This window comes from Ensifer sp. ENS02 (genome assembly GCF_014851885.1).
GTDB classification, from domain to species: domain Bacteria; phylum Pseudomonadota; class Alphaproteobacteria; order Rhizobiales; family Rhizobiaceae; genus Ensifer; species Ensifer adhaerens.
Genome location: NZ_JACVAO010000002.1, coordinates 25,200 through 38,594, shown reverse-complemented (window position 1 = coordinate 38,594; position 13,395 = coordinate 25,200). Strand labels below are relative to the sequence as shown.

Genomic DNA, 13,395 nt, shown 5'->3' with positions numbered 1-13,395 from the left:
CGCCCCGAAATGGACAGGGATTCGAACGGGGTCAAGGGGGTTCGCCCAAAATAACGAAGAGAAGCCAGTGGGCGAACCATGCGGAAACACGCGGAATCTGCGATCTGAAACGTGTGATTGGTCCCGCTGGCGTGCCCGCCTGTGGCTGTGGCTTGTCATCATTCGGGCGTCGCGAGCGACACGAGGCCGCCAGCATGGCGATCAAGCCGACCGGCCAGATCAAGTTCCAGCAGAAGCAGATAGACCTGAGCCGGCGAAAGCCCGGTGTGGCGGACGATATCGTCGATCTCGACCGGCGTCGGGCCGAGCGCGGTGCTGACCGCGGCGCGGTCGCCGTCGCTCGCGCTCGCCGGAACACCAACCCGCGCCTGACCATCCGGTTCCCGCACGCCCGGCAGCGGCAGCTCCAGCTGGCTGAGTGGCGCCAGCGCCTCGATCACGTCACCCGGGCCGGTCGTGACGATCGCGCCCTGTTTCAGGAGATCGTTGGTGCCATGGCAGCGCGGATCGAGCGGCGAGCCGGGAACCGCAAAAACGAGCCGGCCGAAATCGGCGGCGTAGCGCGCGGTGATGAGCGAGCCGGAGCGGTGCGCGGCCTCGACGATCGCAACGCCGAGGCTGATGCCGGCGATCAGCCGGTTGCGGCGCGGAAAGTCGCGCGCCCGTGGCTCCCAGCCGAAAGGCATTTCGCTGATCGCGAGGCCCCGACCGGCCGTGATTTCTTCGAGCAGGCCGACGTTCTCGGGCGGATAGGGACGGTCGAGACCGCCGGCAAGGGCAGCGATCGTGCCGGTATCAAGGCTGGCGCGGTGGGCGGCCGTATCGATGCCGCGCGCAAGACCTGAGGTCACGACATAACCGGCGCGGCCGGCGTCGCACGCAATCATCGCCGCAAACTTTGCGCCGCTGACCGACGCGTTGCGCGAGCCGACAATGCCGAGCGACGGGCGGCCAGCCGCGCTGAGATCGCCTTTCATCGCGAGCAGAGGGGGAGCACCGTCGATCTGCCTGAGTGCCGAGGGGTAGGCTGCTTCGCCGATGCCGATGAAGACAGCGCCATGGCGTCGGGCAGCTTCGAGTTCCCGTTCGACCTCGCTTACAGAAGCCACACGATAGGTCTGCCTGGTTCCACCGCGCCGCGACAGTTCAGGCAAGGCGTCGAGCGCATTTTCCGCGGTGCCGAAATGGTTGATCAGGTCGCGGAAGGCGATGGGGCCGACATTGTCGCTGCGGATCAACCGGAGCCAGGATATCTTCTGTCGTTCGGTCAGCGCCACTCCGTTTCGTCCTGCGCTGGCCTCAGACATTATCCCTTGTCTCCGATCTTGCTTTCCGTGCCGGCGAGCAGCCGCCGAATGTTGGCGCGGTGCTTCACCCAGGTGATGACCGTCATGGCGGTAAAGAGGAGGGCGACCTTCTCGTTGCCTGCCGCGTAAAGTAGAACCGGAATGATAGCCGTTGCAACCAGGGCGGACAATGAGGAGTAGCGGCTGATTTTCGCCATGCCGAGCCAGATGACCGCGAAGGCAAGCACCATGAGGGGAGCAAGGCCGAGCAGGACGCCGATATAGGTGGCGACACCCTTGCCGCCCTTGAAGCCAAGCCAGACCGGGTAGAGATGGCCAATGAAGGCGGCAAAGCCCGCGGCGATTCCCGCCTCGACGCCCCAGTAGGATGCGATGAACGCTGCGGCGGAGCCTTTCAGGGCATCGAGCAACAGCGTTGCGGCAGCAAGCTTCTTGTTGCCGGTTCGCAGCACATTGGTCGCGCCGATATTGCCGGAGCCGATCTTGCGCACGTCGCCGAGCCCGGCCATGCGCGTCAGGATCAGTCCGAACGGGATCGAGCCAAGGAGATAGCCGAAGGCAAGGCTTAAGAGCGTAAAGGGCAGCCCAAGCTGCCAGGACAATAGATCCACCGGTTCCCCTCCCGCGCGACCGCTTTCGGCTTAGGCCGAATGCACCAGCTTGCCGGCAACATAGGTTTGCACGACCCGCCCGGTAAAGCGCGCATTTTCAAACGGCGTATTCTTGGAGCGAGAAACGATCGCCTCTTCGTAAAGCACCCAAGGCTCGTCGAGATCGAGGACGGTGATATCGGCCTTGGCGCCGGGTTTCAGCGTACCGGCGTCGAGACCGAAGATCGCCGCCGGCCGCGTCGACATCGCATCGATCAGGCGCATCAGCGGAACCTGGCCGCTGTGATGCAGGCGAAGCGCGGCCGCGGCCAGCGTTTCCAGGCCGATCGCCCCATCGGCAGCATCGGCAAAGGGCAGCCGCTTGGTGTCGACGTCCTGCGGGTCGTGCGAGGAGACGATGATATCGATCGTGCCGTCGGCCAGTGCCTCGGCCATCCCGACGCGGTCGTCCTCGCTGCGCAGCGGCGGCGAAAGCTTGAAGAATGTCCGGTATTCGCCGATGTCGTTCTCATTGAGCGCGAGATTGTTGATCGACACGCCGCAGGTGACGTTGGCGCCACGCTCGCGTGCGGTACGGATCGCGGCGGCCGATTCGGGAACCGAGATCTGGGCGGCGTGATAGGCGGCACGCGTCAGTCCGGCGATGCGCAGGTCGCGCTCGAGCGGAATGATCTCCGCTTCGCGCGGGATCCCGGAAAGGCCGAGCCAGCTTGCAAGCAGGCCCTCGTGCATGACGCCGTTGGCACCGAGATACTTGTCGCGCGTCTCAAGGGAGATGACGGCGCCGAATTCGCGCGCATAGGTCATGGCGCGGCGCAGGACCAGCGTGTCGTGAATCGAGCGACGACCATTGGTGAAGCAGACAGCACCCGCTTCGCGAAGCAGGCCGAACTCGGTCATCTCTTCGCCGGCAAGACCCTTGGTCAGCGCTGCGGCCGGGTGTACGTTGACCAGCGCCTTGTCGCGCGCCGTTTTCTTCACATACTCGACGAGCGCGATGTCGTCGATGACAGGGTCGGTCTCCGGCATGGCGATGAAGGTGGTGACGCCGCCGGCAGCGGCGGCCCGCGATGCGGACTCGAAGGTCTCGCGGTGTTCGCTTCCCGGTTCGCCGACGAAGACGCGGGCATCGACGAGGCCCGGAACGGCGGTGAGGCCGGCGCAGTCCTTGACGAAGGCGCCATCCGGCGCGCCCTGGTTCTGGGCATCGGCACCGGCAGCAAGGATAAGGCCGTCGTCGCCGACGATAACAGTGCCGACTTCATCGAGATTGCGCGAGGGATCGACGATGCGAAGGTTCTTCAGAACGAGTGGTCTGGTCATGTGCGCGGCCCCTGGTTCTGCGAGAGAAGCAGCGTTTCCATAACCGCCATGCGCACGGCAACGCCCATCTCAACCTGCTGTTCGATCACGCTCTGCGGCCCGTCGGCGATTTCCGAGGCGATCTCGACGCCGCGGTTCATCGGCCCGGGATGCATGACAAGCGCATCCGCCTTGGCTGCCTTCAGCTTTTCCGCATCGAGCCCGTAGTAGTGGAAGTATTCGCGTACAGACGGCACGAAGGACCCGGCCATGCGCTCGCGCTGCAGGCGCAGCATCATGACGACATCGGCATCCTTCAGGCCCTCGGCCATCGAGTGGTAGACTTCGACGCCCATGTCGGCGATCCCGGAGGGAAGCAGCGTCGCCGGTGCGACGACCCGAACCCGTGCGCCCATCTGGTTCAGGAGCAGGATGTTGGAGCGCGCAACGCGCGAGTGAAGCACGTCGCCGCAGATCGCCACGATGATGCGCGAGAGCTTGCCCTTGGCGCGGCGGATCGTCAGCGCGTCGAGTAGCGCCTGCGTCGGGTGCTCGTGCTGGCCGTCGCCCGCGTTGACGACGGAGCAGGAGACCTTTTGTGCGAGAAGGGCTGCGGCACCGGCCGAGGAGTGGCGCACGACCAGAACGTCCGGGTGCATGGCGTTCAGCGTCATCGCCGTGTCGATCAACGTTTCGCCCTTCTTCACCGAGGAATTGCCGACCGACATGTTCATCACGTCGGCGCCAAGGCGTTTGCCGGCAAGTTCGAAGGAAGATTGCGTGCGGGTCGAGGCCTCGAAGAAGAGGTTGATCTGCGTCAGACCCCGAAGCGTCGACGTCTTCTTTTCTCTTTGACGGGAGATTTGGACGGCTTCATCGGCGCGATCGAGCAGATAGGTGATATCCTGCTCCGTGAGCCCCTTGATGCCGAGCAGGTGGCGATGCGGGAAAGTGATCATGGGCCGCCCTTGCGCTCTGGAAATGTGGTCGCTCTATAAGACCTGGTCCCCGGCACGGCAAGGCTTGCGCGGTTCAGTCCGCAGAAAACTTGCAACGGCGATCCTATCTTTTCTTCGCCCCGTTCCGTGGTCGAGAAACTTGCGCTAGAACCGGCCCATGAATCAGATGAACCGGACTGAACAGAAACTCGCCGAGCTCAACCAGCCCAAGCCCTGGTCCGGTGTCAACGCCTATCGCTCCGATCCGCTGGTGGTCGACATCACATCGGGCATGAGCAAGACGCTGCGCGATGAGTTCGACGTGCTCGGCCGCTACGTCACCTCGCCGGAGGCCCAGGAACTGGCGCGCATGGCGAACGAAGGTCCGCCGAAGCTGAAGACCCACGGGCCGCGCGGCGAGCGTCTCGATGTCGTCGAGTTCCACCCGGCCTGGCATGCGCTGATGCGCCGCTCGATGTCCTCGGGCCTGCACGCGTCCGCCTGGGAAAATCTGCCGGACGAGCGCAGCCAGTCGCACAAGACGCGGGCGATCCGCTTCTATCTGACGGCGCAGCTCGAATGCGGTCATCTCTGCCCGCTGACGATGACCAGTGCATCGCTGGCAGCGATCACTGCGTCGCCGGCGGTGCAGAAGGAGTGGGCGCCGAAGATCCTGTCGCGAAAGTACGATTCCACCAACCGTCCGTGGATGCAGAAGTCGGCCGTCACCGTCGGCATGGGCATGACCGAGAAGCAGGGCGGCACCGACGTGCGCGCCAACACTTCGACGGCCGAACGGGTGGGCGAGGGCATCTATCGGCTGAATGGCCACAAGTGGTTCATGTCGGCGCCGATGAGCGACGCTTTCGTCATGCTGGCGCAGACCCGCGAAGGGCTTGCCTGCTTCCTGGTGCCGAGGCTCCTGGAAGACGGCAGCGCCAACGGCCTGCGGTTCCAGCGGCTGAAGGACAAGCTCGGCAACCGCTCCAATGCGTCTTCCGAGGTCGAGTTCTCAGACACGTTCGGTTTCATTCTCGGCGCGCCGGATGCCGGCCTCCGCACGATCCTCGACATGGTGACGCTGACGCGGCTCGACTGCGCGCTCGCTTCCGCCGGCATGATGCGCGCCTCGCTTGCCGAAGCCGTACATCATACGCGCGGCCGCAAGGTTTTCGGCAAGCCGCTCGTCAGCCAGCCGATGATGACGCGGGTGCTCGCCGACATGGCGCTCGACGTTGCCGCGGCAAGCGCACTTTCGTTCCGCCTGGCCGAAGCCTTCGACAAGGCGCGCAGCAGCGTGGAAGACGCGGCTTACGCGCGGATCATGACGCCGGTTGCGAAATACTGGGCCTGCAAGATCGCGCCGGCTCTGATCTATGAGGCGATGGAGTGCCTCGGCGGCAACGGCTATGTGGAAGAGCGGGCACTGGCGCGCCACTACCGCGAAGCGCCTGTGAATGCCATCTGGGAAGGCTCCGGTAACGTCATGGCGCTGGATGTGCTGCGGGTTCTCGCCAAGGGCAAGGATCTGTTCGAGCAGCTCTTCGTCGTGCTGGCCCGCGATCTCGGCCCGTCCGGTCGCAAGACGATCGACGTGCTGCGGGCGGCCATGTCGCTGTGCGAGCGTGATGAGGGTGCGGCCCGCATGCTGGTCGAGCAACTGGCGCTCGCGGCCGCTGCCGCCGAGCTCTACCGTCTCGGTGCCGGTCGCATTGCCGACGCCTTCCTCGAATCGCGCCTGGCTGCCGGGTGGCGCTCGACCTACGGCATGCTCGATTCGCGCTTCGATTCCGCCTACATCCTGGACCTTCTCTATCCCCCTGCGGCCTGAGCCGCAGGACGTCCGGCGTAAGCCGTCAGCCCCCTGCGGCGTAAGCCGTCAGCCAGAGCACGAGCGGTATCGTGAAGAACGAAACGACCGTCTGGACGGTCGCGACCGCCGCATAGAGTTCGGCGTCGCCATCCATCTGCTTGGCCAGTAGATAGCCGTTCATCGCGGTCGGCACGGCCGCGCCGAGCGCGATGACCAGCAGAGCATCGCCGCGAATGCCGAGCAGGTAGCTCGCGCTCACCATGAAGACCGGCATCACGATCAGCTTGAGGAAGACCGCGAGCAACGCCGTCCTGCTGGGCTTCAGCGCATCGGATGCCCGCAGGCCCGCACCGACCATCACCAGGCCGAGGCTGAGCGAGGCGCTTGCCAGCATATCGATCGTGGCCATCACTGGGCCGTAGATCTTCAATCCGATCATGTTGACGAGAATACCGAGCACCGAGGCGACGATCAGCGGATTGGAGACGATCTTGGCGAAGAAGCGGCGGAAGTCGCGATTGCCACCACCGAACCAGACGAGAACACCGATATTGTAGAGATTGATCGGGATGATCACGAGCGTCATCACCAGGGCGGTCAGTGTCAGGCCGATCGGGCCATAGAGTTTCTGCGCGATCGCCAGCGCCATGAACCCATTCCAGCGTGTCGCCGTCTGGAAGACCGAGGTGAAGGACGCACCTGATACCTGGCGGTTCCGCAGCATCGGCCACAACAGCAGCACGAAGACCGACATCAAACTGACGCTGCCGATCGTAGCTATAGCCGTCGCATCGGCCTTCAATCCGGCAAAATCGGCCTGGGCGAGCGTCGAAAACAACAGCGACGGGAAAAGGATGAAGTAGCCGAATTGCTCGAGCCCGAGCCAAAGACCCTGATCGATCAAGGTCGAACGCTTGAGCCAGGCGCCAAGCAGAACCAGGAGGAAGACGGGAAGGATGCTTTCAAAGACGACGGTCATGGGGGAGGGCCTGCGTGCGGGACGTCTATCGCTACCTCAAATCATCGCCGACCGGAATGCGCTAGTGGCACGAGGCGGCGATCAAACGGGAGTGTCCCGCCTTCAAGGATCCGCGACCGGACTGCCCTGTGAAAATTAACCTTAACAAATGGTTTACGTTGCGCGGGTCGCCGCAAGGGCGGAGATTGATCCGGCATTTTAATGGATTCCGGAATGGAGCGGTTCGGTGAGAACTGGTCTTATGATCATCATGATGATGTTTTTTGCCGGACTGGCGCTAGATATCGCAGTTCCCGCGATGGTTCTTGTGGCCGTCGTGCTGGCTGACCGCGCGATTTACCCAGTTGTCTTTCGGCAGATCTCGGAAAGGGGAGCCGCATGAAGTGGTTTCTGATCCTTTGGGGCGGGCCGATCCTGCTGCTGGGCTCCTGGTATGGCCTGTCGTACTACGACATGAGCTTCGGCTTCTTTATGCTGACGCGCCAAACCCATGATCTGGTGTTCCAGATCTACGGCAATGTCCTCGGCATCCCGCCGGAAACCATTCCGCCGCTCGTAGCCCGCGCGATCGTCGTCGACAGCCTGATCGTTTTCGCCATCGTCGGCTTTCGCAAGCGCCGCCAGATCGCGGCGTGGTATCGTCGCCGCTTCGGTGCCGTGGCCCCTCAGTCAGAGAGGCCGTCTCTTGCCAGCGACGCCAGCCTGTCGAGCGCGCCCTGAAGAATGAACGAGGCCGCGGCCGAATCGATGCGTTCGGCCCGCTTGCGTCGTGACACGTCCATCTCGATCAGCACCCGCTCGGCCGCGACGGTCGAAAGCCGTTCATCCCAGAAGGCGAAGGGCAGGGGCGTTTTCTGTTCCATGTTGCGCACGAAGGCGCGGGTCGCCTGACAGCGCGGCCCCTCGCTGCCGTCCATATTGACGGGCAGGCCGATGACGAAGGCCGCGATCTTTTCTTTCGTCGCTGCCGACAGCAGCGCCTCCGCGTCCACGCCGAACTTGACCCGACGGATCACCTCGCGCGGGGTCGCAAAGCGGCGACCGAGATCGGAGACCGAGAGGCCGATCGTTTTCGTGCCGAGGTCGAGGCCTGCAATCGCCTGGTTCGGCTGTAGCTGGGCTGCGAGTTCTTCGATGGTGAGAATTGCCATGGGATTGTCGATTCGATCTTTGCGCGGAGAGTTGTCTGATCCATATGCTGTTGCGACAGACAAATCATCAGGGAGATCGTCATGAAGATCAAATGGCTCGGCCATGCCGCCTTTCACATCGAAACGGCAAAGTCCAAAATCCTGATCGACCCCTTCTTTACCGGCAATCCGGCGTTCCGCGACGAGGAGCGCCGGGACGCGACCGCCGGGCTCACCCACATTCTCCTGACCCATGGTCACGGCGACCATGTCGGCGATACCATTGCGATCGCCAAGGAGACGGGCGCGACGGTCGTTGCCAATGCCGACCTTGCCGCCTGGCTCGGCCGGCATGGCGTCAAGGCGCTGGAAATGGGGAACACCGGCGGCACGATCAATCTCGGTAGTTTCTCGACGACCTTCGTCAACGCGCTGCATTCGTCGGCGCAGCTGACCGAGGACGGCGTCTCGCACTCGCTCGGCAATGCCAACGGCCTGGTGCTGCATTTCGAGGACGAGCCGACGCTCTATCACATGGGTGATACGGACATCTTCTCCGACATGGCGCTGATCAACGAGCTGCATCAGCCGGAGATCGGCATCGTGCCGATTGGCGATCGTTTCACCATGGGCGGGGCGGTTGCGGCCCTGGCCTGCCAGCGCTTCTTCAAGTTCTCGACAGCCATCCCCTGCCATTACGGCTCGTTCCCGATCATCGACCAGACCCCGGAAACCTTCGTTGCCGGCATGGAAAGCGCGTCGACCAAGGTGGCGACGCCGCACGTCGGCGGCGTCGTCGAGATCTGATGTTGCGCCGGGCCTTTTGACGAGAGGCCCGGTCCTCCGGCAATTCCCCCGTTGCGTGGCTCGCCCTGCGCCATTATAGCGGGGGAAGTTCCAGTTACCGGAGACGATCATGTCCGTAGACCTTGCCACCGTGAAGCGCGTCGCGCGCCTTGCCCGTATCGCCGTCAGCGAAGAAGAAGCCGAACGGATGATGGGTGAGCTCAATGGCATCCTCGGTTTCGTCGAGCAGCTCTCCGAAGTGAATGTCGATGGCGTCGAGCCGATGACCTCGGTCACGCCGATGGATATGAAGAAGCGGACGGACACCGTATCGGACGGCAACAAGGCCGACGACATCGTTGCCAATGCGCCGAATTCCGATCGCAATTTCTTCCTCGTTCCGAAGGTGGTCGAGTAATCTCCCGCCAGCCGCCCCGACGTTTCTGATTGCGAAAGCCAGATTTTACCATGACCGACCTTACCAGCCTGACGATTGCCGAAGCCCGCACCAAGCTCGCCGCGAAGGACATCACCGCCGTCGAACTGACCGATGCCTATCTCGGCGCGATCGATGCCGCCAATGAGGCGATCAACGCCTACATCGCCGTCACGCCCGAAAAGGCACGAGAGATGGCCAAGGCCTCGGATGCGCGTATCGCCGCCGGCAAGGCCGGTGCGCTCGAAGGCATCCCGCTCGGCATCAAGGACCTCTTCGCCACCGAAGGCGTGCACACCCAGGCCTGCAGCCACATCCTCGACGGTTTCGCGCCGCGCTACGAATCGACCGTGACCCAGAACCTCTGGAGCGACGGCGCCGTCATGCTCGGCAAGCTGAACATGGACGAGTTCGCCATGGGCTCGTCGAACGAGACCTCCTACTACGGCGCGGTCAAGAACCCGTGGCGCGCCAAGGGCTCCAATCTGGATCTCGTGCCGGGTGGCTCCTCCGGTGGTTCCGCCGCAGCCGTTGCCGCGCATCTCTGCGCCGGCGCGACCGCCACCGATACCGGCGGCTCCATCCGCCAGCCGGCAGCCTTCACCGGCACCGTCGGCATCAAGCCGACCTATGGTCGCTGCTCGCGCTGGGGCACCGTCGCTTTCGCCTCGTCGCTCGACCAGGCAGGCCCGATCGCCCGTGACGTGCGCGATGCCGCGATCCTCCTGAAGTCGATGGCAAGCGTCGACGCCAAGGACACGACCTCGGTCGATCTGCCGGTGCCGGATTACGAAGCCGCGATCGGCAAGTCGATCAAGGGCATGAAGATCGGCATTCCGCGTGAATACCGCGTCGATGGCATGCCGGAAGAGATCGAAGCGCTCTGGCAGCAGGGCATTGCCTGGCTGAAGGAAGCCGGTGCCGAGATCGTCGACATCACCCTGCCGCACACGAAATACGCGCTGCCGGCCTACTACATCGTCGCTCCGGCCGAGGCCTCCTCGAACCTTGCCCGCTATGACGGCGTTCGCTACGGCCTGCGCGTCGACGGCAAGGACATCGTCGACATGTACGAAAAGACGCGCGCCGCCGGCTTCGGTCACGAAGTCAAGCGCCGCATCATGATCGGCACCTACGTGCTTTCGGCCGGCTACTACGATGCCTACTATCTGCAGGCGCAGAAGGTGCGCACCCTGATCAAGCGCGACTTCGAACTGGCGTTCCATGCCGGCGTTGACGCCATCCTGACGCCGGCGACGCCGTCGTCTGCCTTCGGCATCGCCGACGAGGATCTGGCATCCGATCCGGTCAAGATGTACCTCAACGACATCTTCACGGTAACGGTGAACATGGCCGGCCTTCCCGGTATCGCCGTTCCCGGCGGTCTCGACCACAAGGGCCTGCCGCTTGGCCTGCAGCTGATCGGCAAGCCGTTCGAGGAAGAGACGCTGTTCAAGACGGCGCATGTGATCGAACAGGCGGCCGGCCGCTTCACACCCACCAAGTGGTGGTAATCTCTTGAGGGGCGGTACCGACGAGGTACCGCCCTTTCTTCTTCGGTTGCATTGAAAGCCACTCTTGTCGCGGAAGGAGACCGCGTCATGCCCGTCATCCGCCATGCCCGCGCCGGCGACGTCGACCGGCTGGCCGAAATCGGCCTTAGATCCTGGCAGTCGGCAATTGCGGGCCTCGCCGATGGCGAAAAGATGCGGCGCGTGGCCGAGGCCGCATTTCTCCGTTTTCTGTTCGATCACTGGCTTTCCGTTTTGCTCGTCGAAGGCGAGGGCGCCATCTGCGGTTGGGTGGCGTGCGAGAACTTCGACAATGCGATCTCCGATCTGTGGATCGAGCCGCAGCTCCAGGGCAGGGGCTTCGGCGGGCTGCTGCTTGCTGAGATCGAGCGTCGTATTGCTGCGGACGGATTCGACGCGGCCACCACCAAGACGCACGCGCGCAACGACCGCGCCGTGCGCTTCTTCCGCAATCACGGTTATGGCGTGAGTTGGCTGTCGACCGCCTATGCGCCGCAACTCGACAGCGACGTTGCCTTCATCGGTCTGAGCAAATCTCTGGAGCAAAGCCCGGATCACTGACACCCCGCCACCCCATGCATGGCAGCCACGCGCAAATCCGGCTGGCCTATTCACACCGCATTCATTAGGCCCATGAAATATTATGGGGTATGACGTGGTGGTGGGGCACCGCAAGGGGGGCGCTTGTTGCAGATGCTGGATAAAACGGTTCCGCGACCGTTGGTTCTGAGACCTTTCCACCATTCGTTTTGGCTTGCCGGCCTGGGCGTGATCGTTTTCACCGCCTGCGTGCTCGGCATCTTGAGTCGCCCGGTCGGCATGCTGGCTTCGATCTGGCCGGCAAATGCGATCCTGCTCGGCCTGCTCATCAGAAGACCGTCGCTCGCCAGCCCGGCTGGATGGCTGACGGCGGCATTGGCCTACGTTCTTGCGGACCTGGTGACCGGCGCGGATCTCTATGAAGCCGCGGCGTTGAATGCGGCCAACTTGGTCGGCGTCGTCATCGGCTTCCTGCTCTATCGCCGCTTTTCGCCGGAGCATCGGCACCTGCGCCGGGCGCGCTCGGTCCTTTACATGTTCGCTGCCTCCTCCCTGGCGGCGACGGGCGCCTCGCTCGTCGGAGCGGTCGCGGTTCACCTGTCCTTCGGCAAACCCGTCGCGGACGCATTCGTCGCCTGGCTCACCACCGAGCTGGTCAATTATGTGGTTCTGCTCCCGGTGTTCCTGGCAGCGCCGCTTCCTGACGACGGTTTGCGATCCCGTGCCACGAGAATGACGGTTTCAACGGCCTCTGCTTCTGCAACCGTCTGGCCGTTCGTCTCCCTGGTCTTGTCCTGCGCTGCGGCGCTCGTCATCGGCGGCCCAGGCGCTTTCGCTTTCCCGGTGCCGGCACTCTTGTGGTGCGCGCTCAGCTATGGCTTGTTCCCGGTGACGATCCTGACGGCGATCGTCTGTGTGTTGACGCAGATTGCCGTTGCCTCCGGCGCCCTGCATCTCGGCGTCAGCGGCGTTGCCGAGGAGACGCTCACCTCCACCCGGCTGGGGACGACCCTTCTTGCGCTCTGCCCGCTGGCGGTCGCCAGCGTCGATGCCGCACGACGGGCGCTGATTGGGCGCCTGTCCCATGCGGTCGATTATGATTTTTTGACCCAGTGCCTGGCGCGCGCGACCTTCATGGCGCGCGCGGCCGCGCTGATCGCAGCGCCGGTCGCCCGAAAAGGCGGGACCGTGGTAATGATGCTCGACATCGACCGCTTCAAGGCGATCAATGACACCTATGGTCACGCCGTCGGCGATCAGGTGCTGGTCTCGGTCGCAGGCGCCGTTCGCGGGACGCTGCGTTTTGAGGATCTCGTCGGTCGGCTTGGCGGCGAAGAGTTTGCCGTTGTGCTGGTTCGGCAATCCCCGACTGATGCGCTCAAGGTCGCCGAGCGACTGCTCGAGGCCGTGCGCGCGCTCCATATCGATCTGGAGCAGGGCGGAAGGATCGCCGTCACCATCAGCATCGGCGCTGCCGAAGTCATGACCCGCGACACCGGTCTCGACGGCCTGCTGCTTGCGGCCGACCGCGCGCTCTACCAGGCGAAGGCTGCGGGCCGCGACCGCGTGCAATGCGCTGCCCCGTCGAGCGCTCACGCGACGTAAGTCGCTTTCCGTAAAGTAAAGTGCGCATCTGACGATACCGGGCATGCTGGCATGCCCGGTATCGTTCGTATTCGCCGCTAGCGGTTGTTAAGTTCGGAGCGCACGAGCTGCAGCCCGCGTTCCGTGATGCGGTAGGGTTTTCCGCCGGACGATGAAATCGCCTTCTTCCGCTTCAATTTGCGGAAAAGTTCGAGGTCGAAGCCGGGATAGACCCAGCCGTCACGGGTGAAGCACCGGATTTCGGTGATCGCCTTGTCGTCGCGGGTGATTTCGATGCGGCCGCCCTGGGCCAAATGATGAAGAATGCGCTGTTCTGCGCGCGAGATGTCCATTGTCTGAATGTTCCGGAATCGCGTTCGTATGAACGCAGGAAAACGTTCCGCAAATTACTGAAGATGCGGGGTGACGTTTCCGGC

General features: G+C 63.6%; 15 protein-coding genes. 8 read left to right on the top strand and 7 right to left on the bottom strand.

Annotation, left to right across the window (positions count from 1 at the left end; genetic code table 11):
• Positions 1-158: 158 nt before the first annotated feature.
• From dprA to IB262_RS04650, 4 genes are read right to left on the bottom strand one after another with little or no spacing between them, the layout of a single operon-like run.
• Entirely contained in the window at positions 159-1,307 is a 1,149-nt protein-coding gene (dprA, locus tag IB262_RS04665; protein ID WP_112976611.1) for a DNA-processing protein DprA, read from the bottom strand.
• Positions 1,307-1,918, bottom strand: a complete 612-nt coding sequence (gene plsY / locus IB262_RS04660; RefSeq protein WP_034795374.1) for a glycerol-3-phosphate 1-O-acyltransferase PlsY — start codon at positions 1,916-1,918, stop codon at positions 1,307-1,309. The genes dprA and plsY overlap by 1 nt, the downstream gene beginning before the upstream one ends.
• 30 nt (positions 1,919-1,948) lie before the next feature.
• A complete protein-coding gene (locus tag IB262_RS04655; RefSeq protein ID WP_090294505.1) occupies positions 1,949-3,241 on the bottom strand; it encodes a dihydroorotase in 1,293 nt (430 codons plus the stop codon).
• Complete coding sequence (locus IB262_RS04650; RefSeq protein ID WP_034795379.1) at positions 3,238-4,179, bottom strand: aspartate carbamoyltransferase catalytic subunit; 942 nt, start codon at positions 4,177-4,179, stop codon at positions 3,238-3,240. The genes IB262_RS04655 and IB262_RS04650 overlap by 4 nt, the downstream gene beginning before the upstream one ends.
• Positions 4,180-4,336: 157 nt before the next feature.
• On the opposite strand from IB262_RS04650, the gene IB262_RS04645 reads away from it, so the two are divergent.
• Positions 4,337-5,989: an acyl-CoA dehydrogenase family protein gene (locus tag IB262_RS04645; RefSeq protein WP_034795383.1), complete on the top strand. Its 1,653-nt coding sequence runs from the start codon at positions 4,337-4,339 to the stop codon at positions 5,987-5,989.
• A gap of 25 nt (positions 5,990-6,014) precedes the next feature.
• Here IB262_RS04645 and IB262_RS04640 read toward each other — a convergent pair whose 3' ends face one another.
• Entirely contained in the window at positions 6,015-6,950 is a 936-nt protein-coding gene (locus IB262_RS04640) for an AEC family transporter (RefSeq protein WP_060583557.1), read from the bottom strand.
• A gap of 241 nt (positions 6,951-7,191) precedes the next feature.
• Between IB262_RS04640 and IB262_RS04635 the strand changes: the two genes are divergently transcribed.
• Together IB262_RS04635 and IB262_RS04630 are read left to right on the top strand one after the other, a co-directional pair.
• Entirely contained in the window at positions 7,192-7,332 is a 141-nt protein-coding gene (locus tag IB262_RS04635) for a hypothetical protein (RefSeq protein WP_089045732.1), read from the top strand.
• Entirely contained in the window at positions 7,329-7,670 is a 342-nt protein-coding gene (locus tag IB262_RS04630) for a DUF6105 family protein (protein WP_112976609.1), read from the top strand. Before IB262_RS04635 ends, IB262_RS04630 begins: the two co-directional genes overlap by 4 nt.
• Here the strand turns inward: IB262_RS04630 and ruvX are convergent.
• Positions 7,616-8,101, bottom strand: coding sequence for a Holliday junction resolvase RuvX (gene ruvX, locus IB262_RS04625; protein ID WP_034795390.1), 486 nt, complete (start codon positions 8,099-8,101; stop codon positions 7,616-7,618). The two genes, IB262_RS04630 and ruvX, sit on opposite strands and share 55 nt — an antisense overlap.
• 81 nt (positions 8,102-8,182) lie before the next feature.
• Between ruvX and IB262_RS04620 the strand changes: the two genes are divergently transcribed.
• The 5 genes from IB262_RS04620 to IB262_RS04600 all read left to right on the top strand — a co-directional run bounded on the left by IB262_RS04620 (position 8,183) and on the right by IB262_RS04600 (position 12,979).
• Positions 8,183-8,887 (top strand): metal-dependent hydrolase, encoded by a 705-nt coding sequence (locus tag IB262_RS04620; protein ID WP_034795392.1) that lies wholly within the window; start codon positions 8,183-8,185, stop codon positions 8,885-8,887.
• A 109-nt stretch (positions 8,888-8,996) separates the two neighbouring features.
• The gene (gene gatC / locus IB262_RS04615; protein ID WP_034795408.1) at positions 8,997-9,284 is read left to right on the top strand and encodes an Asp-tRNA(Asn)/Glu-tRNA(Gln) amidotransferase subunit GatC; all 288 of its coding nucleotides are present in this window, start codon (positions 8,997-8,999) and stop codon (positions 9,282-9,284) included.
• Between the two features lie 50 nt (positions 9,285-9,334).
• The gene (gatA, locus tag IB262_RS04610) at positions 9,335-10,816 is read left to right on the top strand and encodes an Asp-tRNA(Asn)/Glu-tRNA(Gln) amidotransferase subunit GatA (protein WP_060583558.1); all 1,482 of its coding nucleotides are present in this window, start codon (positions 9,335-9,337) and stop codon (positions 10,814-10,816) included.
• A gap of 87 nt (positions 10,817-10,903) precedes the next feature.
• Positions 10,904-11,395: a GNAT family N-acetyltransferase gene (locus tag IB262_RS04605; protein ID WP_060522219.1), complete on the top strand. Its 492-nt coding sequence runs from the start codon at positions 10,904-10,906 to the stop codon at positions 11,393-11,395.
• A 132-nt stretch (positions 11,396-11,527) separates the two neighbouring features.
• A complete protein-coding gene (locus IB262_RS04600; RefSeq protein WP_112976608.1) occupies positions 11,528-12,979 on the top strand; it encodes a GGDEF domain-containing protein in 1,452 nt (483 codons plus the stop codon).
• Between the two features lie 77 nt (positions 12,980-13,056).
• Here the strand turns inward: IB262_RS04600 and IB262_RS04595 are convergent, their stop codons facing one another.
• The gene (locus IB262_RS04595) at positions 13,057-13,311 is read right to left on the bottom strand and encodes a YjhX family toxin (protein WP_034795416.1); all 255 of its coding nucleotides are present in this window, start codon (positions 13,309-13,311) and stop codon (positions 13,057-13,059) included.
• Between the last annotated feature and the right edge of the window lie 84 nt (positions 13,312-13,395).

Bases quoted from the DNA above. Each gene is read 5' to 3' on its own strand.
- dprA (WP_112976611.1), bottom strand. From the start codon at position 1,307: ATGTCTGAGGCCAGCGCAGGACGAAACGGAGTGGCGCTGACCGAACGA.
- IB262_RS04655 (WP_090294505.1), bottom strand. From the start codon at position 3,241: ATGACCAGACCACTCGTTCTGAAGAACCTTCGCATCGTCGATCCCTCG.
- IB262_RS04650 (WP_034795379.1), bottom strand. From the start codon at position 4,179: ATGATCACTTTCCCGCATCGCCACCTGCTCGGCATCAAGGGGCTCACG.
- IB262_RS04645 (WP_034795383.1), top strand. From the start codon at position 4,337: ATGAATCAGATGAACCGGACTGAACAGAAACTCGCCGAGCTCAACCAG.
- IB262_RS04640 (WP_060583557.1), bottom strand. From the start codon at position 6,950: ATGACCGTCGTCTTTGAAAGCATCCTTCCCGTCTTCCTCCTGGTTCTG.
- IB262_RS04635 (WP_089045732.1), top strand. From the start codon at position 7,192: ATGATCATCATGATGATGTTTTTTGCCGGACTGGCGCTAGATATCGCA.
- IB262_RS04630 (WP_112976609.1), top strand. From the start codon at position 7,329: ATGAAGTGGTTTCTGATCCTTTGGGGCGGGCCGATCCTGCTGCTGGGC.
- ruvX (WP_034795390.1), bottom strand. From the start codon at position 8,101: ATGGCAATTCTCACCATCGAAGAACTCGCAGCCCAGCTACAGCCGAAC.
- IB262_RS04620 (WP_034795392.1), top strand. From the start codon at position 8,183: ATGAAGATCAAATGGCTCGGCCATGCCGCCTTTCACATCGAAACGGCA.
- gatC (WP_034795408.1), top strand. From the start codon at position 8,997: ATGTCCGTAGACCTTGCCACCGTGAAGCGCGTCGCGCGCCTTGCCCGT.
- gatA (WP_060583558.1), top strand. From the start codon at position 9,335: ATGACCGACCTTACCAGCCTGACGATTGCCGAAGCCCGCACCAAGCTC.
- IB262_RS04605 (WP_060522219.1), top strand. From the start codon at position 10,904: ATGCCCGTCATCCGCCATGCCCGCGCCGGCGACGTCGACCGGCTGGCC.
- IB262_RS04600 (WP_112976608.1), top strand. From the start codon at position 11,528: ATGCTGGATAAAACGGTTCCGCGACCGTTGGTTCTGAGACCTTTCCAC.
- IB262_RS04595 (WP_034795416.1), bottom strand. From the start codon at position 13,311: ATGGACATCTCGCGCGCAGAACAGCGCATTCTTCATCATTTGGCCCAG.